This window comes from Marinobacter sp. tcs-11 (assembly GCF_002049515.1).
Classification (GTDB): domain Bacteria; phylum Pseudomonadota; class Gammaproteobacteria; order Pseudomonadales; family Oleiphilaceae; genus Marinobacter; species Marinobacter nauticus.
Window position 1 is genome coordinate 340,338 of sequence record NZ_LLYU01000002.1, and the last position, 21,934, is coordinate 362,271.

Below are 21,934 nucleotides of genomic sequence, written 5' to 3' on the forward strand. Positions count from 1 at the left end.
TGCGTACGCGGCCATTCATAAAATGGACTATTCATGGACGTTGAGAACAACACTGCCTTTTGGATTACCGGGTATCAGGAGGCCAGGTTAGGGCCAGTGCCCGAGCCGACATTTCCCGCTTCTGAAACACCGTATGTGATCGTTCGTTCCCGCTATTCCGGCATCAGCCGGGGGACGGAATCCCTCGTCTACAACAACCAGGTTCCTGAAAACGAATATCAGCGAATGCGGGCACCGTTTCAGGAAGGTGACTTTCCGTTCCCGGTGAAATACGGCTATGCCAGTGTAGGAGAGGTTGTGGACGGGCCGGAAGCCCTGCTGGGGCAGAACGTATTTTGCCTCCACCCTCACCAGCAGCGATACGCGGTGCCCGCATCCGCAGTTCTGCCTTTGCCAGCCCAGGTTCCAGCTGAGAGAGCAGTGCTGGCAGCCAATATGGAGACCGCCATCAACGGCGTCTGGGACGGGCAGCCTGCCATTGGTGACAGAGTCGCGGTGATCGGCCTGGGCGTAGTGGGCTTGTTGGTGGCCTGGCTGGTCAATCGCATTCCCGGCGTGGAATTGATTGCGGTTGATACCAATGAAGGGCGAAGATCGGTGGCTCAAGCACTTGGCGTACCGTTCACAACCGAGCCGGATATCCAGGACTGTGACCTGGTTTTTCATGCCTCAGGGCACCCCTCGGGATTGGCCAAAGCCTTGGCGCTGGCGGGGTCGGATGCCCGTGTGGTTGAATTGAGCTGGTATGGCGACACGCCTGTTTCCGTGCCGCTGGGCCACGCGTTTCACCCGAACCGGCTGACTCTGAAATCAAGCCAGGTGGGGCAGCTATCGCCGGAGCGGAGGCCGCGCTGGAACCATCGCCGCCGCCTGAAGCTGGCGCTTTCCCTGCTGTCAGAGCCGGTTCTGGATGCGCTGATCAGTGGAGAGTCGAGCTTTGACCAGCTTCCGCAAGTCGCCAGAGATATCCTGATGCCGGGCGCCGATGCGCTTTGCCACCGAATCGTTTACTAACCAGGGAGAGACCATGTTCAGCCTGACCGTTCGTGATCACATGATGATCGCCCACAGCTTTAACGGTGAGATTTTCGGGCCTGCCCAGGGCGTTCACGGGGCAACCTATGTGGTAGATGTTACTTTCGAGCGCCACGTACTCGACAACAACGACCTGATTGTCGACATCGGGCAGGCTTCGGTGTTGCTCAAGGACGTGTTGTCGGAATTCAACATGAAGAACCTGGATGATATTCCCCAGTTTGCGGGACGAAACACCACCACGGAGTTCATGGCCAAGGTGGTGTTCGACCGCATGGCGGCGGCCATTCACGTCGGGCGCCTGGGCGAGGATGGCAAGGGCGTGGTCAGCCTGAAAGTGACCCTCAGCGAGTCGCATATCGCGTGGGCCAGCTACCATGCCGGCATCTGAACTCTGGTTCGTGGTGCCGGGAGACCCTGGCCAGAACACCGGCGGTTACCGTTATGTTCGGCGCCTGGTTTCGGCGTTGGCCAAGGCGGGCATTCCGGTACAGTTAACCGGCCTGGAAGGGACGTTTCCCCAACCGGATGACATTGCCCGGCAGTCGCTGGATCGGTTCCTTGCGGGCTTGCCAGACGGAACCCGGGTCGTGCTGGATGGCCTGGCCATGGGCGGCCTGCCTGAGGTTTTACAGCGACACCAGAGGCGCCTGAACCTGATGGCGCTGGTGCATCACCCGCTGGCGGATGAGAACGGCCTGAGCGAGCAGGAGCAGGCCTGGTTCAAGCACTCGGAAACGACGGCATTGGCCTGTGTTGGCGCCGTATTCACCACCAGCTATTACACCGCGGAACGGCTGCTGGCATTCGGAGTGACGCCGGCGCGAGTGACCACCGCCTTGCCCGCCGTCGACGACGCTTTTTTTCAGCAAGCGCCCCTGATTAACCGGCGTGATGCCACCAGGGCGATTCATCTGTTGTGTGTGGGTCATCTGTCACCCCGAAAAGCGCAGCATCAGCTGATTCAGGCGCTTGCTCAACTCACGCAACTGAACTGGCGCCTGACACTGGTTGGCAGTGCGGAGCGAGCCACGGATTATGCCTCGGGTGTTCGTGCCCTGGTCCGAGAATCCGGTCTGGAAAGCCGTGTTGAGTTTGCTGGCGAGTTGGAAGAAGCAGATGTGCTGACGGCTTATCAGCAAGCCGATCTGTTTGTGTTTCCCTCGCTTTACGAAGGCTATGGCATGGTCATCGATGAAGCTCTCGCAGCCGGGCTGCCCGTGTTGAGTTCCAACGGCGGCGCGCTGGTTTCGACTGGCGCCAAACCAGGCGTTGCGTTGTATGAAGCGGGCAATGTAGCGGCTCTGGCCACCAAATTGACCCGGCTGCTTGCCGAACCGGACGCCCTTGAGACACTGGTCGCGGGCGCCATGCAGGCCCGGTGCGAGATCCGTCGCTGGTCTGAAACCGCGCAAGATTTCCTTTCCGGCCTGGAAAAGGGCAGGCCGCGTAACCCGGTTCAATTTGCCGCGGATTGGCTGGAAGCAAGGGAGCCCGCCGATCACCAGGCCCGTGATGCGGGGCTGACGGCCCGGCTCGCCGAATGGCTTACCGAACGATATGACTGCCGGGCGTCAGGTAGTGAACCGGGCGCGCCTCTTCACTTTGTGGATCTGGGCACCGGGCGAGGCTCCAATCCCGTCTACCTTTGCCCGAGACTACCGGTACCCCAGCGTTGGACGCTGGTTGAGCCGGACCAAACCCTGGCCGGGATCGCCCTTCAGCGGGTTGAAAAACTGGATGCACCGGCTGTGCTGGAAACAATGGTCTTGACGAAAGATAACCTCAGTACGGCGTTGCCCGAAAACGCGGACCTGGTGACGTCTTCGGCCTTGATCGACCTGGTTTCCGAACCCTGGTTGAGCGCCTTGTCTGCAGCGGTGGCCAAACGTCAGGCGGCATTGTTGGTCGTCATCACTTACAGCGGATTATTTGCTCTGGAACCTGCTCATCCCTTCGATGACGAACTGCGCGCTCTGGTCAATGCTCATCAACACCGGGAGAAGGGCAGCGGTGCCGCGCTCGGCCCGGACGCCACGCCCTGTTTGAGTCGTTTAATGTCCGGCAAGGGCTACGAAATCCAGACGGCAGATAGCCCTTGGGTATTGACGGGTGAACAGGCAAACCTCGCCGCCATGTTGCTTGAGGGCTGGGCTGAGGCGGCCACAGAACAGCAGCCGGAACAGGCGAACGCCATCCAATCCTGGCTTGAAACCCGGCGGCAACAGCTGGATGCCGACGCCCTCGCCATCACCGTGAGCCATTCGGATCTGCTGGCATGGCCGAAGCAGGCCTGAACCCGGAGAGGCCGGTCCCCGGCTTTGGCCGAGGAGTGTTTCGCTGGTGTGTCACCCTGCTGCTCCTGGGGATTGTCCTTGTTTTCGTCGACATCGATAGGCTCGCCCAGAGACTGGCGATGGTTTCGCCGACGATCATCCTTGCGGTATTGGTGGTCTCGCTGATTCAGATCGCACTGTCGGCCTGGCGCTGGCGGTATACCGCGAACCGGCTCGGTGTAGCCATGGATTTTGGCTTTGCCTTTCGGGAGTATTACCTGGCCGGGTTTCTGAATCAGGTGCTTCCCGGGGGCGTGATGGGGGACGTAAATCGAGCCTGGCGCCACAGCCGTTCGGCGAAGCGTTTGCAGCAACTGGCGATTGTCCATGCGGTTGTGCTGGAGCGCCTGTCAGGCCAGTTGGTGCTGGTACCGGTTGTACTGATTGCGGTGTCCGGGCTTTGGTGGACCGGGCAGTTAAATAGCCAGTTCGGTGACGCAGGCGTATCCCTGAACCTGGGCTATTGGCTGGTTCTGCCCGCGTTGACCGTGCTCGGGGTGTTGCTGGTCTCTATGACTGGGTTCGGGGCCCGGTTCAGGCGTTATGTCCGACGATTACGGGGGGATGTGCGTCGGGCTTTTCTGGGTTGGCGGAATGCCCTGGTGCAGGTTGGTACCTCGTTTCTGGTTTTCCTGACCTACATGGCGGTGTTCATGTTGATGGCCACGGGCATGGGCTTGTTTGCCGACGGCACACCCTGGCTGTTGGTCGTGGCCCTGTGCCCGCTACTGTTACTGGCCATGGTGGTCCCGTTAACGGTGTCTGGTTGGGGCGTCAGAGAGGGCGTGGCGGCCATTCTATGGCCATTGGTGGGGCTGCCGGCAGAGCAGGGCGTGGCGCTGAGTGTTGGCTATGGTGCGGCGGTGTTTCTGGTGAGTCTGCCGGGTGCCCTGGCGCTGCTGTTCCGCCGGTAATCAGGGTTTGGCGGTGTCGAATGCCAGATCAAAAAGCATATCGCTACCAAGATTCACCAACTGGGCTTTTGGGCGAAGCGCCTCATCCAGCTGGTCAATCTCCGGCAGGGAGAACGCAGGCCGGCCGCTGCCGATGATCATGGGGGCAACCATCACGTGTAAGCGGTCCAGTAATCCCGCCTTCAGGAAGGACGAGACGGTAACGCCTCCGCCCTCGATAAAAATCTTGCGAAGTCCAAAATCCTGTAACACCTGCAGGATACGTTCGGGAGAAGCAGGGGCTTCGTTTTCTGCGGAGCCCAGGCAAGGCACTGTTGTAACCCCGGTCGGATCCAGCGTTTTCTGGCCTGGCTGATAATCGCCGGCAATCAGATGCAGCGTAGGAGCATCGCCGTCGGTGAACAGGTGGTGGCTGGCAGGCACCCGCTGCCGGCGGTCGATCACGACGCGCACCGGGTTGCGGCCAGAGGTTCGGCGCACGGTCAGGCGCGGATTGTCGGTGCTGGCCGTTCCAGCGCCGACCACCACCGCGTCACACAGGGCGCGGATTCTGTGCAGGTGGGTAATGCCGTCGTCACCGTTGATAAACCGGGAGCACCCAGTGACCGTGGCGATCCGTCCATCGAGGCTCTGGCCAAGTTGGCCGATCACGCGGCTGTTCCTGCTGACGGGCTGACACAAGGGCAGAAACAGCGACAACAGGTTTCGTGCCTGCTCGGTGGCTGGCTGAATGAGTTCCCAGCTTTTGCCGTTGATCTTCACCGCGGGTTGATCAGAACCGGGCACGGGCAGGGTGATATTGCTCCGGTTGATCGCGCTGAGTACCAGATCCCAGGCGTTATCGGTGTCCAGTGCGTCATTTGCCATGTGGTACCTGCTCGTTCGTTGTTCGTTTCAGTATAGGCAGATTGTGTCCAAAGCTATATGTACGATACATTTCCGGTTTGATTCACTTTTTCGGCCAACTTTTCAGGGGCACGGAGCCATGCGGTACCTGCAATCTTTTAACCGTCGTCTGCGTCGTATTCGGGAGCAGGGCCAGTTGTCCCTGGGGGATGTGGCCGAAATGTGTGGCGTGGACGAGGCCCGTGTCCGCAGCTGGGAGGCGACGGACGCACGCCAGAGAGGGTACCCCGGGGTTAGTGAATTGCTGGATTTTTGCCTGAAAACCGAAACACCGCTGGAACGTCTGCTGGATATGGACGATGACGGTGAGGATGGACAACTGGAACTGCCGGGGCTGGCGTTCAGCAACAGTGATGATCTCTCAGTGGCGCTGAAAGAGCTTGAGCAGGAGATCAATCGAATCCAGCTCAGTGATGACGAAACCGAGCTGTTGCGCCGGTTCCGCAAGGCAAGTGCAGATAACCGGCGCATGGTGTTGCAGCTATTGGGGCGCTAAAGGGCCCGGGTCGCCTCTATTTTCCCTTCTTGTAGATGTTCTCGTAAACGAAGTTGGTGGCCTCCACGAAACCGTCAATGCTGCCGCAGTCAAAACGCTGACCTTTAAACTGGTAGGCCAGCACGCAACCATTCTTCGCCTGCTCCAGCAGGGCATCGGTAATCTGAACCTCACCATTCTTACCCGGCGGCGTACGCTCGATAATGTCGAAAATGTCCGGGGTCAGAATGTAGCGGCCGATAATCGCCAGGTTGCTGGGCGCGTCTTCCGGTGCTGGTTTCTCCACCATGTCGGTAATACGGTAAAGGCCATCCTTCATGGATTCACCCGCAATCACACCGTACTTGTGGGTTTCGTCTTCCGGTACTTCTTCGATGGCCACAATGGAACAGCGGAACTGGTTATACAGTTTGACCATCTGGGTCAGAACGCCGTCACCATCTTCCGGGCCCACGCAGAAGTCATCCGCGAGCACAACCGCGAACGGGTTGTCGCCCACCAGGTTGCGGCCAGTCAGGATGGCGTGGCCCAGTCCCTTCATTTCATTCTGACGGGTGAAGGCAAAAGAGTTGTTGTTGATCAGATCCCGGATAGAGGTAAGCAGGCCTTCCTTGCCGGTACCGGCAATCTGGTGCTCAAGCTCGTAACTGATATCAAAATGATCTTCGATGGCGCGTTTGCCGCGGCCGGTGACAAAGCCGAATTCATGAATGCCGGCATCTGCGGCTTCCTCCACCCCGTACTGCACCAGTGGCTTGTTAACGATCGGCAGAATTTCCTTGGGCATGGCCTTGGTGGCCGGAAGGAAACGGGTGCCGTATCCGGCAACCGGGAAGAGGCACTTTTTGATCATGATTGTTCGTCCTTAATCAGGTGGTTTACCGCTTTGTTTACCCACAAAGCGTGCCAAGTGTAACCAAGTTGTATGCTGAGTTGGAGGGTTTCATTTCCGAGTGTTGATTTCTGGTAATTCTGTCGACTGGTTCCGATCTGTCCGGGGTGACTGAAATGCCTAGAAAATTGTTTCAGTCCCGCTTTTAACTACATGATTTTACGTAACATTAAAATTGTAAATTTATGATGATAATGGTGGCCTGAGAGCGGCCTATCTTTTAAAGTTGCACCGAATTAATGGGTTTACATGAAATTGACATTGCTTCGGGTTTTCCAGAGTGCCGCCATTGATCTTCAAACTGCCTGTTCGTCACTTCTCATTGTCTGCACTGTTTTTGTGCGCGACGGCGAGCTTGTGTCTGCCAGCCTATGGTTCAGAGACGGCGCTCGATGGTGATACCCCTGAAACCAGCCGGCAGGCGTTGCTTCCCGAGAACAGTCTGAAGCTGACCCGTGAACACTGGCTGCGCTCCAAGATGAAGTTTTCCGGGCGTACCAACCGGGACACGGATCATCGAGATGGGGCGCTGAACGTGGGCCTGAATGGTCTTTTCTGGGCGAATCATCGTGCCGGCGTGCGCTACAGTGACGCCAAGACCTATCGGGTGGGCAATGAGCGCCGAGTACTCGGCTTCAGTTATGGCCTTCCGGTAGGGCGTAACCATCTGGATATTGAACTCCGGAATACCGCTTATGAAGAGGTGTCCAGGGCAGACGGTTCCCGTTTTCAGAAAGAAGGACGCACCCGGGATCTCACTATCACCGGCAGGCGGGCCCTGTTCTCTACGTTCGGCTATCAGTTCCTCGGCCGTGCCGGATACTCTTCCGTAAACCAGTACTGGACCCGAAGAACGGATGAAGTGCATCGTTCCAGTTACCAGTTATCGACTGTGGGGTTTGAGGCTAACGGACATCACAATCTGTACGGTGGTTTTGACCTGAGCAGCGGACTGCGTGCGGTCACGGGTATTGAGGCCGAGATAGAGCGTGCGACCGATTCGGAACAGGGGCGGCGTGAAGAGCAGTTTGGGCGCATGGTTCTCAGTGCATCGCTTGACCGAGAGTTACTGGCCTGGCACTGGGGACTGGACGGGGAATACCAGTTGGCGTCTGCCGATATTCCGGGTTCTCAGCACCTGAGGGTTGCCGGGTCAGGGCTGGTGGCGGGTTTCAATGGCCAGTCACTTAGCGTAGCCGAAGGTGGGTGGCTGCGCCTGGGTAGCCGTAGCCCGGAATTCGATATTCCGTTTTTTCCCAGGCTGTCGTCCAGTGTCCGCCTTTCTGTTCTGCGCGGCTGGATTCCCGATGAGTCATTTCAGCAGCATCAGGCGGGGCATGTTACGTCGGGAGAGCTCTCATGGGGGCTATCTGCGCGGCAGTTCAGCGCCGATGTCAGCCTGGGGCGGGTGCTGAACACAACCACAGATGCCATAACCGTACCTGATCAACCGGATGTCCGCTTTACCATGAGCTTGCAGATCTGAAGCTGCTCTGGCTCACGTCGTTTCATTTGATTTCGATTCGCTTACGAACTTGTCACTTGTAGCAGCCCTCGGGCGCGGTGCTACATTGAATGGACAAACCGTGAACCGAGGAAGGAAACGATGCACGCAGGGAAAGTAGGTCTGGTGGTTCTGGGATTGTTCTTGTTTGCTCCCCTTTATGCCCAGGCGTTCCAGTTTCAGGATGTTGTGGAAAAAGCGAAATCGAAGGCGAGTGCGGCGTACGAGCCGGTCCCTGGAATTCCCGACTTCATGGCAGGCCTGAGCTACGACGAATACCAGTCTATCCGCTTTGATCCTTCAAAAAGCCTCTGGCGAGAAGGGGATTCCCGTTTCCAGGTAATGCTCATTCCCGCTGGTAAATTTTACACCCGTCCAGTAAGCATCCACGTAGTGGACAGCGAGGGCGTCCATCCACTGTCGTTCGATAAGAGTCTGTTCAATGTCGACGACGAGGCGCTCAGAAAACGGGTGCCGGCCGATCTAGGCTATGCCGGACTCAAGTTGACGTTCCCTTTTGATGGTCCCGACGTAGCCAATCAGTTCCTTGTGTTCGCGGGCGCAAGCTATTTTCGCGGCGTCAGTAAGGAAACCTCTTTCGGGCTATCTGCGCGGGGTATCGCTGTAGACACGGGATTGCCGACCGGTGAGGAGTTTCCTGATTTCACGGAGTTCTGGTTGGAGCGCCCCGCTCCCGACAGCGACCATGTTCGTGTCTACGCATTGTTGGATGGTCCAAGCCTGACCGGGGCCTATGAGTTCACGGTCTATCCCGGGGAGCAGACCCGGGTAGATGTGAAAGCCCGCCTGTTTATGCGGGAAGACATCGAGTTGCTGGGGCTCGCACCACTCACGTCGATGTTCTATTACGGCGAGCATACTCCCAGGCCGCTTGGTGAGTGGCGCCCCCAGGTGCACGATTCGGACGGATTGTTAATCCATGATGATGCTACCGGCGAATGGCTATGGCGCCCGCTGATGAACCCGGATCGACTTGCCGCAAGTTTCCACAGTGTCCGTCGTGTCGGCGGCTTTGGTCTGATTCAGCGTGATCGGGAGTTTCGTCACTACCAAGACCTGGAGGCTCGCTATGAGCGCAGGCCCAGCGCCTGGGTGAGCGCCGAGGGGGACTGGGGGAAAGGAAATGTGGTTCTCGTGGAGATACCTACGGACGACGAGACCAATGACAACATTGTTGCGTTCTGGAGCCCGGGAGGTGAAGTGTCCGCAGGCACGTCACGTGATCTGAACTACTCGATTCAGTTCGGCGGTCCCGGCGTGGCGCCACATCCCGGCGGCAAGGTGGTAAACACCTTCGTCGGCGCAGGGGATCGTATAGGCGGCGGTGATCAGGCCGGTGCCTATCGGATTCTGGTGGATTTTGCCGGCGGTCCCTTGTCGGAACTCAACGCGGAGTCTCCCGTAGTCAGCAAAGTGACCGGGGGCGAGGGTGTTGAGGTGCTTGAACACTTTGTGGAGTGGGTGGAGCCAGAGAATCATTGGCGATTGTCGATCCTGGCCAAGCCCGCGCCGGATCAGATACTTCAGCTGCGGGGTTTTCTGATGGTGGATGATGAGGTCGCCACGGAGACGTGGAGCTATTCCTTGCCGCCGGGGACGGGCCTGCGGGCAGAACCCTGATCCTGGAGGATCGTATGGACGCGCAAACCTCTTACCAGTGGCTGGGAAAGTTGTTGGTGTACCTTGAATTGAGTGGCGCCAATAACGACCGTAAAACGTTCAATGGCGCACTGGCCATACTCGCGGACGGCGTCGCTGGAAACGAACACAGCGTTCGGTTTGAGGACCTTTTGGCCCGCATCCCCGACTACTTCGAGTTGGATGAGCCAAGTCTTCCGCCGGTAGCACCGCCGATTCGCCGCAGCAGTATCGGGTATTTCACCGATGACTGAGTCAGCGACTGTGTCCCGCCCCTGGCACCTGCAGGCGACGATCCGACGCCTGGTACTGACTGCTTTTGTGGCTGGCCAGACGGGGCTGGCATCCTGGTTTCTGCTCCAGGTGCTGCCTTATCACGGCGGCAACGTGGTGGAGTGGCTGATCGTTGCTGTTTTCGCGGTACTTTACCTTTGGATTGCCTTTGGCTTCTGGATCGCGGTATACGGTTTCCTGCTGCGCTTGCTGGGCGGAGATCGGGCATCGTTACTGAAGCGCCATACTCAGAATGAGCTGGCGGCAACGCCGCTGTCGAAAACCGCAATTGTCATGCCGTTGTATCACGAGCCGGTAAGCTGGACGCTGAAGGGGCTCAAAGCCATTTACCTCGATCTGGCGCGATCAGGCCGCCTGGATGATTTTGATTTTTATATTCTCTCAGACAGTCAGGATCCTGATGTCTGGCTGCAAGAACAGCAGGTCTGGTTGAAACTGGTGGAAGAGCTCGGCGCTCAGGGTCGGCTCTTCTATCGCCGGCGTCGGGTTAATCTCAACTACAAAAGCGGCAACGTGGCTGATTTCTTGAGGCGCTGGGGAAGTCAGTATCAGTATATGGTCGTTCTGGACGCCGATAGCCTCCTCGCCGGTGACACTATTCGGACCATGGTGCAGGTGATGAACCGGGAGCCCCAGGTTGGGATCCTTCAGACTGCTCCTACCATTATTAACGCTCGCTCCGCGTTTGCTCGTATCCAGCAGTTTGCCAATCGGCTTTACTCGCCGCTTTTTGCCACGGGCCTGGCTGCCATCCAGATGGGGGATGCTGCATTCTGGGGCCACAACGCTGTGATACGCGTTGCTCCATTTATGGCGCATTGTGGTTTGCCAAAGCTCAAAGGCGCTGGTATCTGGCAAGGGCCGATCATGAGCCATGATTTCGTAGAGGCGGCGTTTCTGGGGAGAGCAGGGTATGAAGTCTGGCTGGAACCGGCTTTGGGGGCCAGCTATGAAGAATCTCCGCCCACGCTTGATGACGAGCTTGCCCGAGATCAGCGCTGGTCGAAAGGAAACCTGCAGCACGCAGCGCTGATGCTATTCTCGCCTCGATTGCGCCTGGCACATCGTTTTGCCTTTTTGAATGGCATTATGGCGTACGCATCGTCACCGTTATGGTTGTTGTTCCTGGTCCTGACAACGATTGCTGCTGTGCAACTGACCGTCGCGCCTATCGATTATTTTCCAGACGGGCGTGAGAGCCCCTTTCCTTTGTGGCCAGAATGGCGGCCGACATGGGCCATCACCCTGGTCGTCAGCACCATGGCGCTGTTGTTTTTGCCCAAGTTTCTGGCCATTGTTGATGTCGTCGCCCATCGGGCTCTGAGTGGATTTGGCGGCTTTTTCAGGTTGTTGTCGAGCGTGTTGCTTGAAATCGTCGTCTCAGTGTTGCTTGCCCCCATCCGGATGCTTGCCCACAGTCATTCCGTTATTTCGGCCCTGTTAAACGTTCGGCTGAGTTGGGCTGGCCAGAATCGTACCGAGGAGACCGGTTGGCGGGAGGCTGCTGTGCGACATCTGCCCGGACTTATCATCGGTAGTGCCTGGTCGGCCTTTGCCTGGACCCTGGACCCGATGTTCTTTTTATGGTCATTACCCGTGTCTGTCCCTCTGGCACTGGCAGCGCCAACAACGGTTTGGTTGAGCCGGTCAAGCAGCGGTGAGTCCCTGAGTCGCAGGGGCTTATTGTTAACACCTGAAGAGCGAACCAGTATGCCGATGCTTGATGATGCACGGGGCTTTCGAGAGGAGGCAGAGAGTGAGGTTGCTCTCACACCGGTGGAACAGGCGGTACTGATCCCTGCGGTCAATCGGCTGCACCGTCACCTCGCCGGGCGTGGCGCCAAGGGCCTGAAGAAAGAAGTCATTGAGGGAGAGCTCGATGCCTGCGTCAGCCGAGGCTACCGGGGAATCGAAAAGGGCCGGCTTTCGCTTTTGCTGGAAGACCCGCAGGCACTGACAGCCCTGCATCGGCGAGCCTGGAGTGCGCCTTCGGACTCATTCTGGGGGCAACGCGTTCGCAATCTCGTACTGCACGCGCAAGGTTTGCAGGATCTGTAAACAATCATACTTAAGCCTAACTCGCAATTGTTGACAATCAGGGGATGCAGGCGTAGTTTCACGCTAAATAACCTCTGGATTGTTAACAAAGCATGATTCAGGCACAGCTTCAAACCCAAACCCGCGCCGATGAGGCCTTTGATTGTCTGCAAACGGCGATTGTGAAGGGCGATCTGGCGCCGGGCGAAAAGATCGGCGAAGTCGAGCTCTGTTCCCGCTTTAACCTTACCCGAGGCCCGCTGCGTGAAGCGTTGGGCCGCCTTGAATCCCGTGGATTACTGGTCAGGCGCCCTCACGCTGGTGTGAAGGTGGTGTCCGTTAGTGCCGCAGAGCTTCTTGAGTTGTACCGAATTCGCGAAGTCATGGAGGGGCTGGCAGCCCGTCAGGCGGCCGAACGCATGCCCGATGAAGAAATCCGTGATCTCCTGGCCACGCTCGATAGTCATGAAAAAATGATTGAGGAAGCTCAGGGCCAGGCCTACTACCAGGCCGAGGGTGACTACGACTTCCACCACCGGATTGCCACCGGCAGTCGCAATACCAAACTGGCCCAGATGCTTCTGGGCGATCTTTATTACATGGTGCGGATGTACCGTTACCGGTTAAGCACCTCGGCCGGGCGCCCCCATCTGGCGCTGGGTGAACACCGCCGTATCGTCGAGGCCATTGCCCAGCGCGATGGCGAACTCGCCGAATTCCTGATGAAACGACACATTAATGCCGCACGCCAGAACATCGAGAAGAAAATCGAAGAAGGCGTTCTCACCATCTGATAAGAGAGGAAAAACCCATGGCTAACAAACTCTCCCCGGGCGCCCGTTTTCGTAAAGCCCTGAAAGAAAACCAGCCACTGCAGATTGTTGGTACCATCAACGCCTACGCGGCCATGATGGCCGAGCGGGTAGGGCACCAGGCCATTTATCTGTCTGGTGGTGGTGTAGCGAACGCCTCCTATGGTTTGCCGGATCTGGGCATGACCACCATGAATGACGTGGTGGAAGACGTGCGCCGGATTACCGCCGCGGTTGATGTTCCGCTGCTGGTCGATATCGATACTGGCTGGGGCGGGGCGTTTAACATTGCCCGTACCATTCGGGAGATGGAGCGTGCCGGCGCCGCTGCCGTGCACATTGAAGACCAGGTCGCCCAGAAGCGCTGCGGCCACCGCCCGAACAAGGAAATCGTTTCCAAAGAGGAAATGGTAGACCGTATTAAAGCCGCAGCCGACGCTCGTGAAGACAAAGACTTCTTCATCATGGCCCGTACCGATGCGTTCCAGAAGGAAGGGCTGGAAGCGGCGATTGACCGTGCCAAAGCCTGTATCGAAGCCGGGGCCGACGGTATCTTCGCTGAAGCCGTGCACGAACTGAGTGACTACAAAGCCTTTGCCGAGGCGATCGATGCGCCGATTCTGGCCAACATCACCGAATTTGGCGCCACGCCGCTGTACAACCGGAAAGAACTGGCGGATGCCGGCGCGGCGATGGTGCTGTACCCGCTGAGCGCCTTCCGTGCCATGAACAAGGCAGCGTTGACGGTATACCAGAATATTCTGGAAAAAGGTGACCAGAAAGACGTGGTTGACCTGATGCAGACCCGTATGGAGCTGTACGATTTCCTCAACTACCACGATTTCGAGCAGAAGCTGGACCAGCTGTTCGCTCAGAAAAAAGACTGATTGCGTTAAACTGAACAAAATATAAACAGAAAATCTGGGAGACCAACATGGCTGAAGCAAAGAAACTCGGTGGCGCTGGCCTGCGTGGCCAGGTAGCTGGTGAAACCGCCCTGTGCACCGTTGGCAAAACCGGTACCGGCCTGACCTACCGCGGATACGATATCACCGACCTGGCGGATAACGCCCAGTTCGAAGAGGTGGCTTACCTTCTGCTGCGAGGCAAACTGCCGAACCAGGCCGAGCTGGATGCCTACAAAACCAAGCTCAAGAGCCTGCGTAACCTGCCGGAATCTCTGAAGCTGGTGCTGGAGCAGATCCCCAAGGACGCGCATCCGATGGATGTGATGCGTACCGGTTGCTCCATGCTCGGTAACCTGGAAACCGAACAGGATTTCAGCGAGCAGGACGACAAGATCGACCGCATGCTGGCGGTGTTCCCGGCCATCATCACCTACTGGTACCGCTTTGCCCACGAAGGCATTCGCATTGATACCGCCAATACCGAATGCGATTCCATTGGTGGCGTGTTCCTGGAGCTCCTGCATGGCAAGAAGCCCAGTGAGCTGCATGAGCGGGTGATGAACGTCTCCCTGATTCTGTACGCGGAGCACGAGTTCAACGCCTCCACCTTCACGGCACGTGTATGCGCCTCCACGTTGTCTGACATCCACAGCTGCGTGACCGGTGCTATCGGCTCCCTGCGCGGCCCGCTGCACGGCGGCGCCAACGAAGCGGCGATGGAACTGATTCAGAAGTTCAAGACCCCGGAAGAGGCCGAAGCCGGCCTGATGGGCATGCTGGAACGCAAAGAAAAAATCATGGGCTTCGGACACGCCATCTACAGCGAATCCGACCCGCGCAATGCCATTATCAAAAAGTGGTCTGAAAAGCTGGCCAAGGAAGTGGGCGATACCGTGCTGTACCCGGTTTCCGTTCGCTGTGAAGAAGTCATGTGGCGCGAGAAGAAGCTGTTCTGTAACGCCGACTTCTTCCACGCCTCGGCCTATCACTTCATGGGCATTCCGACCGAGTTGTTCACGCCCATCTTCGTGATGTCCCGGGTATCCGGCTGGACCGCCCACGTGAAAGAGCAACGCGCCAACAACCGAATTATCCGCCCGAGCGCTGAGTACACAGGCCCTGAACATCAGGACTGGTTGCCCATCGACAAGCGGAGCTGAGAGAGACTATGAATACCCAATACCGTAAAGCCCTGCCGGGCACGGAACTGAAATACTACGATACGCGCCAGGCGGTAGAAGACATCCAGCCGGGCGCCTATGCCAAGCTGCCTTATACCTCCAAGATTCTGGCGGAGCAGCTGGTGCGCCGTTGCGATGCGGAGTCCCTGACAGATTCCCTCAAGCAGCTGATTGAGCGTCGCCGCGACCTGGATTTTCCCTGGTACCCGGCGCGGGTGGTTTGCCATGACATCCTGGGCCAGACCGCCCTGGTGGACCTGGCCGGCCTGCGTGATGCCATCGCCGAGAAGGGTGGTGATCCCTCCAAGGTCAACCCGGTGGTTCAGACCCAGCTGATTGTTGACCATTCCCTGGCCGTTGAAGCCCCGGGTTTTGACCCGGATGCCTTCGAGAAGAACCGCGCCATCGAAGACCGCCGTAACGAAGATCGTTTTCACTTCATCAACTGGACCCGCACCGCATTCAAGAATGTGGACGTGATTCCGGCCGGTAACGGCATCATGCACCAGATCAATCTGGAGAAGATGTCGCCGGTGATTCAGAATCGCCCGGACGAAGACGGTCACCCGATTGCCTTCCCGGATACCTGCGTGGGCACCGACAGCCATACGCCTCACATTGATGCGTTGGGTGTTATCGCCGTAGGCGTGGGCGGTCTGGAAGCGGAAACTGTGATGCTGGGGCGTCCGTCCATGATGCGTCTGCCTGATATCGTGGGTGTGAAGCTGACTGGCAAGCGCCAGCCTGGCATTACCGCCACCGATATTGTTCTGGCGATTACCGAGTTCCTGCGTAAGGAGCGCGTGGTCGGCGCCTACCTGGAATTCTTCGGCGAAGGGGCGTCCAGTCTGACTATTGGCGACCGCGCCACCATTTCCAACATGACGCCGGAATACGGCGCTACGGCCGCGATGTTCTACATCGACGAGCAGACCGTTGACTACCTGAAGCTGACCGGCCGTGAGCCAGAGCAGGTAGACCTGGTTGAGAAGTACGCCAAAGAAACCGGCCTGTGGGCCAGCGAGATGACCGGGGCTCAGTACGAGCGCGTGCTGGAGTTTGATCTGTCTACCGTGGTCCGTAACGTGGCCGGCCCGTCCAACCCGCACCGCCGTGTCGCCACGTCCGATCTGCACGATCGCGGCATTGCCGTGAATCTGGATAAGGCACTGGAAGAAGAGAAGAAGGGCCTGATGCCGGATGGCGCGGTCATCATCGCTGCCATTACCTCCTGCACCAACACCTCCAACCCCCGCAACGTGGTGGCGGCTGGCCTGCTGGCCAAGAAAGCCAACGAGCTGGGGCTGGTGCGCAAGCCGTGGGTGAAATCCTCCTTCGCACCGGGATCCAAAGTGGCCCGCCTGTACCTGGAAGAAGCTGGTTTGTTACCAGAACTGGAGAAACTGGGTTTCGGTATCGTGGCCTATGCCTGCACCACCTGTAACGGCATGTCTGGCGCTCTGGACCCGAAAATCCAGCAGGAGATCATCGACCGGGATCTGTATTCCACCGCGGTTCTCTCCGGTAACCGGAACTTCGATGGCCGGATTCATCCGTACGCGAAACAGGCCTTCCTGGCGTCACCTCCGCTGGTTGTCGCCTACGCCATCGCCGGTACCGTTCGGTTCGATATCGAACAGGACGCCCTGGGCTACGACAAGGATGGCAACCCAGTCACGCTGAAAGACCTGTGGCCGTCTGATGAAGAAATCGACCGCATTGTCGGCGAATACGTGAAGCCGGAGCAGTTCAAGCAGGTGTACATCCCGATGTTCAACCTGGATGAAGCCGAGCAGGCCAAGAGCCCGCTGTACGAGTGGCGCCCGCAGTCCACCTACATCCGTCGGCCGCCATACTGGGAAGGTACCATGGCCGCCGAGCGCGCGCTCAAGGGCATGCGCCCGCTGGCGATCCTGCCGGACAACATCACCACAGACCACCTGTCGCCATCCAACGCCATCATGATGGACTCGGCTGCCGGTGAGTACCTGCACAAGATGGGGCTGCCGGAGGAAGACTTCAACTCCTACGCCACCCACCGTGGTGACCACCTGACTGCCCAGCGAGCGACCCTCGCCAACCCGAAACTGTTCAACGAAATGGTCCGGGACGAAAACGGGGAAGTGGTGCAGGGTTCCCTGGCTCGTGTGGAGCCGGAAGGCAAGACCATGCGCATGTGGGAAGCCATTGAAACCTACATGGAACGCAAGCAGCCGTTGATTATCATTGCCGGTGCAGACTACGGGCAGGGTTCTTCCCGTGACTGGGCGGCCAAGGGTGTTGCCCTTGCAGGTGTAGAGACCATCGTCGCCGAAGGCTTCGAGCGGATTCACCGCACCAACCTGATTGGTATGGGTGTGATGCCGCTGCAGTTTGAAGAAGGCACCACGCGCCACACGCTTCAGCTGGATGGTACCGAGACCTACGACGTGGAAGGCAAGCCCGCCCCCGGCGCCAAGCTGGAACTGGTCATTCACCGCAAGAGTGGTGAAGTGGACCGGGTGCCGGTGATCTGTCGTCTGGATACCGCGGAAGAGGTCACCGTGTACTCTGCCGGTGGCGTACTGCAGCGCTTTGCCCAGGATTTCCTGGCGTCTGAAAGCGCCGCCTGATCGCCATGGCAAGGTCAGGCGGGAGCTGTTCCTGGCTCCCGCCTGAAACATTCATTCAAGTGAGGCTCGCTCAATGAGTTTTGCTCCCCAAGTTCGTATTCCTGCCACCTACATGCGTGGCGGTACCAGTAAAGGCGTCTTCTTCCGCCTGCAAGATCTGCCCGAAGCCTGCCAGGTACCCGGTGAAGCGCGAGACAAGCTTTTGCTGCGCGTAATTGGCAGCCCCGATCCCTACGAAAAGCAGATCGATGGCCTGGGTAATGCCACCTCCAGCACCAGTAAATCGGTAATCCTGGCAGCGCCCACGCAACCGGATCACGACGTCGATTATCTGTTTGGCCAGGTGTCCATCGACAAACCCTTTGTTGACTGGAGTGGTAACTGCGGCAATCTCACCGCCGCCGTAGGCGCATTCGCCATTAACGGCGGCTTTGTGGCCAAAGAGCGTATTCCCGAAAACGGCATCTGTACCGTTCGTATATGGCAGGCCAACATCCGCAAAACCATCGTGGCCCACGTGCCCATCACCAACGGTGAAGTACAGGAAACCGGTGATTTTGAACTGGATGGCGTAACCTTCCCGGCGGCGGAAGTGCAGATCGAGTTTATGGACCCCGCCGATGGTGAAGGGGCCATGTTCCCCACGGGTAACCTGGTGGATGAGCTGGAAGTGCCGGGTGTCGGCACCCTGAGTGCCACCATGATCAATGCCGGTATCCCGACCATTTTCATCAATGCCGAAGACATCGGCTACAAGGGCACCGAGCTGCAGAACGACATCAACAGCGACCCCAAGGCGCTGGCCATGTTCGAAACCATTCGCGCCCATGGCGCGGTGAAAATGGGACTGATCTCGGATATCGCGGAAGCTGCCAGTCGCCAGCACACCCCGAAAGTGGCGTTTGTGGCCAAACCTTCGGATTACGTGTCATCCAGCGGTAAACAGATCAATGCGGCCGATATCGATGTACTGGTTCGGGCGCTGTCCATGGGCAAGCTGCACCACGCCATGATGGGTACGGCTGCGGTGGCTATTGCAACGGCCTCTGCTATTCCCGGTACGCTGGTTAATCTGGCAGCTGGCGGCGGAGACCGTACCCATGTGACTTTCGGGCATCCGTCCGGAACCCTTCGGGTGGGGGCGGAAGCGAAGGAAGTAAATGGTCAGTGGACTGCCACCAAGGCGATCATGAGCCGCAGTGCGCGGATTATCATGGAAGGTTGGGTGAGGGTACCTGGCGACAGCTTCTGATGGCTCCTATAGTTGGGACAGGAGGGCCGTAATATGTCTGCCACTTACGATCTCAACGAACGCCCGGACTACGACGACGTACTGCAACAAATCGCCGACTATGCCCTTGATTACCGCATAGAAAGCGAAGAAGCCTGGGAAACGGCCCGTTATTGCCTGATGGACACCCTGGGCTGCGGTTTGCTGGCGTTGCGTTTTCCGGAATGCACCAAACACCTGGGCCCGCTGGTGGAAGGCACGATCGTTCCCCACGGCGCCCGGGTGCCTGGCACTCCATACCGCCTGGACCCGGTGAAAGCCGCCTGGGACATTGGCTGTATCGTCCGCTGGCTGGATTACAACGATACCTGGCTGGCGGCCGAATGGGGCCACCCCTCCGATAATCTCGGCGCCATTCTTGCAGTTGCCGATCACCTCTCGCAGAAGCGCGTTGCCAATGGCCAGGCGCCACTAGCCATGAAGGCCGTTCTTGAGGCCATGATTCTGGCCCATGAAATTCAGGGTGTACTTGCCCTTGAGAACTCGTTTAACCGGGTCGGGCTGGATCATGTTGTGTTGGTGAAGGTGGCGTCGACCGCCGTCAGTGCCAAACTGATGGGCGCCAACCGGGAACAGATGCTCTCCGCGCTGTCTCATGCCTGGGTCGATGGTCAGGCCCTGCGAACCTATCGCCACGCGCCCAACGCCGGTTCCCGAAAATCCTGGGCGGCTGGGGATGCCACCTCGCGGGGTGTTCGCCTGGCAGACATTGCCATGCGCGGGGAGATGGGCGTCCCCGGGGTGCTCACGGCGCCACAATGGGGCTTCTACGACGTCCAGTTCAGCAAGACCAATCGAGATCAGGCCCTGAAACCTGAATCATCACGCCGTTTCACCTTGCCACAGCCTTTCGGCTCCTACGTGATGGAAAACATCCTGTTCAAGATCTCGTTCCCGGCAGAGTTTCATGCCCAGACCGCCGCCGAGGCCGCGGTAAGACTACACCCGCAAGTGAAGGGCCGGCTGGACGACATTGATCGCATAGAGATCACTACCCACGAGTCGGCCATTCGCATTATTTCCAAACAGGGCAAGCTAGCCAATCCCGCAGACCGGGATCACTGCCTGCAGTACATGACGGCGGTGCCACTGATCTTTGGCAACCTGACAGCAGAGCATTACGAAGACAGCTTTCACCAGGCCCATCCTGAAATCGACCGCCTGAGAGAAAAAATGAAGGTCATCGAGGATGAACGATATACCCGCGAATACCTCGAGGCCGATAAACGATCAATCGCCAATGCGATACAGGTTTTCTTCAAGGATGGCTCCAGTACCGACAAGGTTGCCGTGGAATACCCGATAGGGCACCGACGCCGGCGCAAGGAAGGTATGCCGCTGCTGGTGGAGAAATTCCGGGCCAACCTTCAGACACGCTTTCCTGCCCAACAATGCGACGCCATTATGGACAGTTGTGGGAGTCTGGGGCGGCTTGAGGTGATGCAGGTGCACGAGTTTGTGTCGCAACTATAAAATATTTGTAAAATTGAACGAAATGGGCGAGTGGCCCACATTGCAGTTTCAATGAATTGCCGTACAATCCCGTAACGGTTTGTTACAGTGTGTAGCAAAGGATGCTTGCAGTACAGGCAGTGTGAACCGCACAAGGAGTCGACGTGGCCCACGTCAGGTTGTTCAGACACTATATACACTTACCTTTTGTTATTCTCGGCCTGATCGATCTGATCGTCATGGGCCTTGCGTTCGCACTGGCGGTGTTTTTCCGCTTCTTCGGCGAGCTCGAATTCTTCCTCGATAATCTTGTTTTTGTCCTCCCTTCCATCACGATCTTTGCGTTGTTCAATCTGATCGTCATGATCGCCCTGGGCGTGCACCAGTCTCGTGTGGAAGAAGGCATGTCCGGCATGATGCTACGCACCATCATGGCCATGATTCTCGCCATACCGCTGCACGGCTTTGCCTATTTCGTGGCTGATGACTGGCTCTGGTATCTGGGCAGCTTCGGGTTACTGACATCGGCGACTGTGCTGGCGATATTTTCGCTGGGCATTGCCAGAATGGTGTTCTTTGCTGTGGTCGGCAAGGACCGCTTCAAGCGCCGGGTTCTGGTGCTGGGTGCCGGCCGCCGGGCAAAACAGATGTTCGAGGACCTGACCACTCCCTTCAACCGTAAAGGTTTTTCACTGGACGGCTTCGTTCCCATGCCGGATGACACGGTGGAAGTGGATGAGCAGTACCTCATTAATCTTCCAACCTCCTTGCATGACTACGTTCTTCGACACCCGGTGAGGGAGATTGTGGTGGCGGTGGACGACCGCCGTCGGGGCTTGCCGATGGAAGACCTTCTGGAATGCAAAATGGAAGGTGTGCACATTATCGACGGTGCCAACTTCTACGAGCGTGAATCCCGTAAGGTGGCTCTGGAAATGATCACCCGGGGCTGGCTGGTGTTCTCTGACGGATTCACGGTTTCTTCGGTGTATGGCGTTGGCAAGCGGGCGCTGGACGTACTGGCTTCCGGTACGCTTCTGCTGGCCACGTTCCCGATCATGATTCTCACCGCCATCGCCATCAAACTGGAAGATGGCTTTAGAGCACCCGTGATCTACAGCCAGGAGCGGGTGGGTCTGAACAACCAGGTGTTCAAGGTGCACAAGTTTCGCTCCATGATTACCGACGCGGAAAAGAATGGCGCGGTCTGGGCTCAGAAGAACGATACCCGGGTAACACGCGTAGGCGAATTTATCCGTAAGGTGCGGATTGATGAACTGCCACAGATCTTTAATGTACTGAATGGCACCATGGCCTTTGTCGGGCCGAGGCCAGAACGGCCGGTGTTTGTTGAGCAGCTGTCTGAGAAAATTCCGTTTTATGCAGAAAGGCATCGGGTAAAACCCGGGCTGACCGGTTGGGCCCAGCTGTGTTTCGCCTACGCAGACAACGAAGAGGACACCCGGGAAAAGCTGCGCTACGACCTCTACTACATCAAGAATCAGAGTTTACTTCTTGATCTGTTGATTATAATTCAGACAGTAGAAGTGGTATTGTTCAAAAAAGGATCAAGGTAGTTTCGGGAGTCAGCTGTTCCCGGAACAT

General features: G+C 57.8%; 18 protein-coding genes. 16 read left to right on the forward strand and 2 right to left on the reverse strand.

The window, feature by feature from the left end:
- Positions 1-33 precede the first annotated feature (33 nt).
- The 4 genes from ARC85_RS04320 to ARC85_RS04335 are packed head-to-tail and all read left to right on the forward strand — an operon-like array spanning position 34 to position 4,285.
- The gene (locus ARC85_RS04320) at positions 34-1,014 is read left to right on the forward strand and encodes a zinc-dependent alcohol dehydrogenase (RefSeq protein WP_206769659.1); all 981 of its coding nucleotides are present in this window, start codon (positions 34-36) and stop codon (positions 1,012-1,014) included.
- Positions 1,015-1,027: 13 nt separating this feature from the next.
- Entirely contained in the window at positions 1,028-1,426 is a 399-nt protein-coding gene (locus ARC85_RS04325) for a 6-pyruvoyl trahydropterin synthase family protein (RefSeq protein ID WP_153739981.1), read from the forward strand.
- A complete protein-coding gene (locus ARC85_RS04330; protein ID WP_286714352.1) occupies positions 1,413-3,332 on the forward strand; it encodes a glycosyltransferase family 4 protein in 1,920 nt (639 codons plus the stop codon). Before ARC85_RS04325 ends, ARC85_RS04330 begins: the two co-directional genes overlap by 14 nt.
- A complete protein-coding gene (locus tag ARC85_RS04335) occupies positions 3,314-4,285 on the forward strand; it encodes a lysylphosphatidylglycerol synthase transmembrane domain-containing protein (protein WP_228223488.1) in 972 nt (323 codons plus the stop codon). The genes ARC85_RS04330 and ARC85_RS04335 overlap by 19 nt, the downstream gene beginning before the upstream one ends.
- On the opposite strand, the gene ARC85_RS04340 is transcribed toward ARC85_RS04335, so the two are convergent.
- Entirely contained in the window at positions 4,286-5,152 is an 867-nt protein-coding gene (locus ARC85_RS04340; protein ID WP_226596240.1) for a RibD family protein, read from the reverse strand. It abuts the gene before it with no gap.
- Positions 5,153-5,270: 118 nt separating this feature from the next.
- On the opposite strand from ARC85_RS04340, the gene ARC85_RS04345 reads away from it, so the two are divergent.
- Positions 5,271-5,687, forward strand: a complete 417-nt coding sequence (locus ARC85_RS04345; RefSeq protein WP_011785156.1) for a helix-turn-helix domain-containing protein — start codon at positions 5,271-5,273, stop codon at positions 5,685-5,687.
- A 16-nt stretch (positions 5,688-5,703) separates the two neighbouring features.
- On the opposite strand, the gene galU is transcribed toward ARC85_RS04345, so the two are convergent.
- Positions 5,704-6,540: a UTP--glucose-1-phosphate uridylyltransferase GalU gene (gene galU, locus ARC85_RS04350; protein ID WP_011785155.1), complete on the reverse strand. Its 837-nt coding sequence runs from the start codon at positions 6,538-6,540 to the stop codon at positions 5,704-5,706.
- A 319-nt stretch (positions 6,541-6,859) separates the two neighbouring features.
- Between galU and ARC85_RS04355 the strand changes: the two genes are divergently transcribed.
- The 11 genes from ARC85_RS04355 (at position 6,860) to ARC85_RS04405 (ending at position 21,906) form a co-directional block, all read left to right on the forward strand.
- The gene (locus ARC85_RS04355; protein ID WP_286714353.1) at positions 6,860-8,065 is read left to right on the forward strand and encodes a ShlB/FhaC/HecB family hemolysin secretion/activation protein; all 1,206 of its coding nucleotides are present in this window, start codon (positions 6,860-6,862) and stop codon (positions 8,063-8,065) included.
- A gap of 120 nt (positions 8,066-8,185) precedes the next feature.
- Positions 8,186-9,724, forward strand: a complete 1,539-nt coding sequence (locus tag ARC85_RS04360) for a glucan biosynthesis protein G (RefSeq protein WP_286714354.1) — start codon at positions 8,186-8,188, stop codon at positions 9,722-9,724.
- A 14-nt stretch (positions 9,725-9,738) separates the two neighbouring features.
- Positions 9,739-9,996 (forward strand): hypothetical protein, encoded by a 258-nt coding sequence (locus ARC85_RS04365; protein WP_227548803.1) that lies wholly within the window; start codon positions 9,739-9,741, stop codon positions 9,994-9,996.
- Positions 9,989-12,094, forward strand: a complete 2,106-nt coding sequence (mdoH, locus tag ARC85_RS04370) for a glucans biosynthesis glucosyltransferase MdoH (protein WP_286714355.1) — start codon at positions 9,989-9,991, stop codon at positions 12,092-12,094. Before ARC85_RS04365 ends, mdoH begins: the two co-directional genes overlap by 8 nt.
- Positions 12,095-12,186: 92 nt before the next feature.
- Entirely contained in the window at positions 12,187-12,867 is a 681-nt protein-coding gene (locus tag ARC85_RS04375; RefSeq protein WP_022991114.1) for a GntR family transcriptional regulator, read from the forward strand.
- Between the two features lie 17 nt (positions 12,868-12,884).
- Entirely contained in the window at positions 12,885-13,772 is an 888-nt protein-coding gene (gene prpB / locus ARC85_RS04380) for a methylisocitrate lyase (protein ID WP_023010395.1), read from the forward strand.
- A 47-nt stretch (positions 13,773-13,819) separates the two neighbouring features.
- Positions 13,820-14,953, forward strand: coding sequence for a bifunctional 2-methylcitrate synthase/citrate synthase (prpC, locus tag ARC85_RS04385; RefSeq protein ID WP_113880190.1), 1,134 nt, complete (start codon positions 13,820-13,822; stop codon positions 14,951-14,953).
- Positions 14,954-14,961: 8 nt separating this feature from the next.
- Entirely contained in the window at positions 14,962-17,586 is a 2,625-nt protein-coding gene (gene acnD, locus ARC85_RS04390; RefSeq protein ID WP_023010043.1) for a Fe/S-dependent 2-methylisocitrate dehydratase AcnD, read from the forward strand.
- Positions 17,587-17,659: 73 nt separating this feature from the next.
- Positions 17,660-18,838 carry a 2-methylaconitate cis-trans isomerase PrpF gene (prpF, locus tag ARC85_RS04395; protein ID WP_011785146.1) on the forward strand — a complete coding sequence of 393 codons (1,179 nt, stop codon included), beginning with the start codon at positions 17,660-17,662 and terminating at the stop codon, positions 18,836-18,838.
- 33 nt (positions 18,839-18,871) lie between these two features.
- Entirely contained in the window at positions 18,872-20,350 is a 1,479-nt protein-coding gene (gene prpD, locus ARC85_RS04400; protein WP_286714356.1) for a 2-methylcitrate dehydratase, read from the forward strand.
- 143 nt (positions 20,351-20,493) lie between these two features.
- A complete protein-coding gene (locus ARC85_RS04405; RefSeq protein WP_224848658.1) occupies positions 20,494-21,906 on the forward strand; it encodes a TIGR03013 family XrtA/PEP-CTERM system glycosyltransferase in 1,413 nt (470 codons plus the stop codon).
- Positions 21,907-21,934: the final 28 nt, after the last annotated feature.

Excerpts from the sequence above, each read along its gene's own strand:
- ARC85_RS04375 (WP_022991114.1), top strand. The coding sequence starts at position 12,187 with ATGATTCAGGCACAGCTTCAAACCCAAACCCGCGCCGATGAGGCCTTT.
- ARC85_RS04340 (WP_226596240.1), bottom strand. The coding sequence starts at position 5,152 with ATGGCAAATGACGCACTGGACACCGATAACGCCTGGGATCTGGTACTC.
- ARC85_RS04325 (WP_153739981.1), top strand. The coding sequence starts at position 1,028 with ATGTTCAGCCTGACCGTTCGTGATCACATGATGATCGCCCACAGCTTT.
- ARC85_RS04365 (WP_227548803.1), top strand. The coding sequence starts at position 9,739 with ATGGACGCGCAAACCTCTTACCAGTGGCTGGGAAAGTTGTTGGTGTAC.
- ARC85_RS04345 (WP_011785156.1), top strand. The coding sequence starts at position 5,271 with ATGCGGTACCTGCAATCTTTTAACCGTCGTCTGCGTCGTATTCGGGAG.
- ARC85_RS04320 (WP_206769659.1), top strand. The coding sequence starts at position 34 with ATGGACGTTGAGAACAACACTGCCTTTTGGATTACCGGGTATCAGGAG.
- ARC85_RS04330 (WP_286714352.1), top strand. The coding sequence starts at position 1,413 with ATGCCGGCATCTGAACTCTGGTTCGTGGTGCCGGGAGACCCTGGCCAG.
- ARC85_RS04360 (WP_286714354.1), top strand. The coding sequence starts at position 8,186 with ATGCACGCAGGGAAAGTAGGTCTGGTGGTTCTGGGATTGTTCTTGTTT.
- prpC (WP_113880190.1), top strand. The coding sequence starts at position 13,820 with ATGGCTGAAGCAAAGAAACTCGGTGGCGCTGGCCTGCGTGGCCAGGTA.
- prpF (WP_011785146.1), top strand. The coding sequence starts at position 17,660 with ATGAGTTTTGCTCCCCAAGTTCGTATTCCTGCCACCTACATGCGTGGC.
- acnD (WP_023010043.1), top strand. The coding sequence starts at position 14,962 with ATGAATACCCAATACCGTAAAGCCCTGCCGGGCACGGAACTGAAATAC.
- galU (WP_011785155.1), bottom strand. The coding sequence starts at position 6,540 with ATGATCAAAAAGTGCCTCTTCCCGGTTGCCGGATACGGCACCCGTTTC.
- ARC85_RS04335 (WP_228223488.1), top strand. The coding sequence starts at position 3,314 with ATGGCCGAAGCAGGCCTGAACCCGGAGAGGCCGGTCCCCGGCTTTGGC.
- mdoH (WP_286714355.1), top strand. The coding sequence starts at position 9,989 with ATGACTGAGTCAGCGACTGTGTCCCGCCCCTGGCACCTGCAGGCGACG.
- prpD (WP_286714356.1), top strand. The coding sequence starts at position 18,872 with ATGTCTGCCACTTACGATCTCAACGAACGCCCGGACTACGACGACGTA.
- prpB (WP_023010395.1), top strand. The coding sequence starts at position 12,885 with ATGGCTAACAAACTCTCCCCGGGCGCCCGTTTTCGTAAAGCCCTGAAA.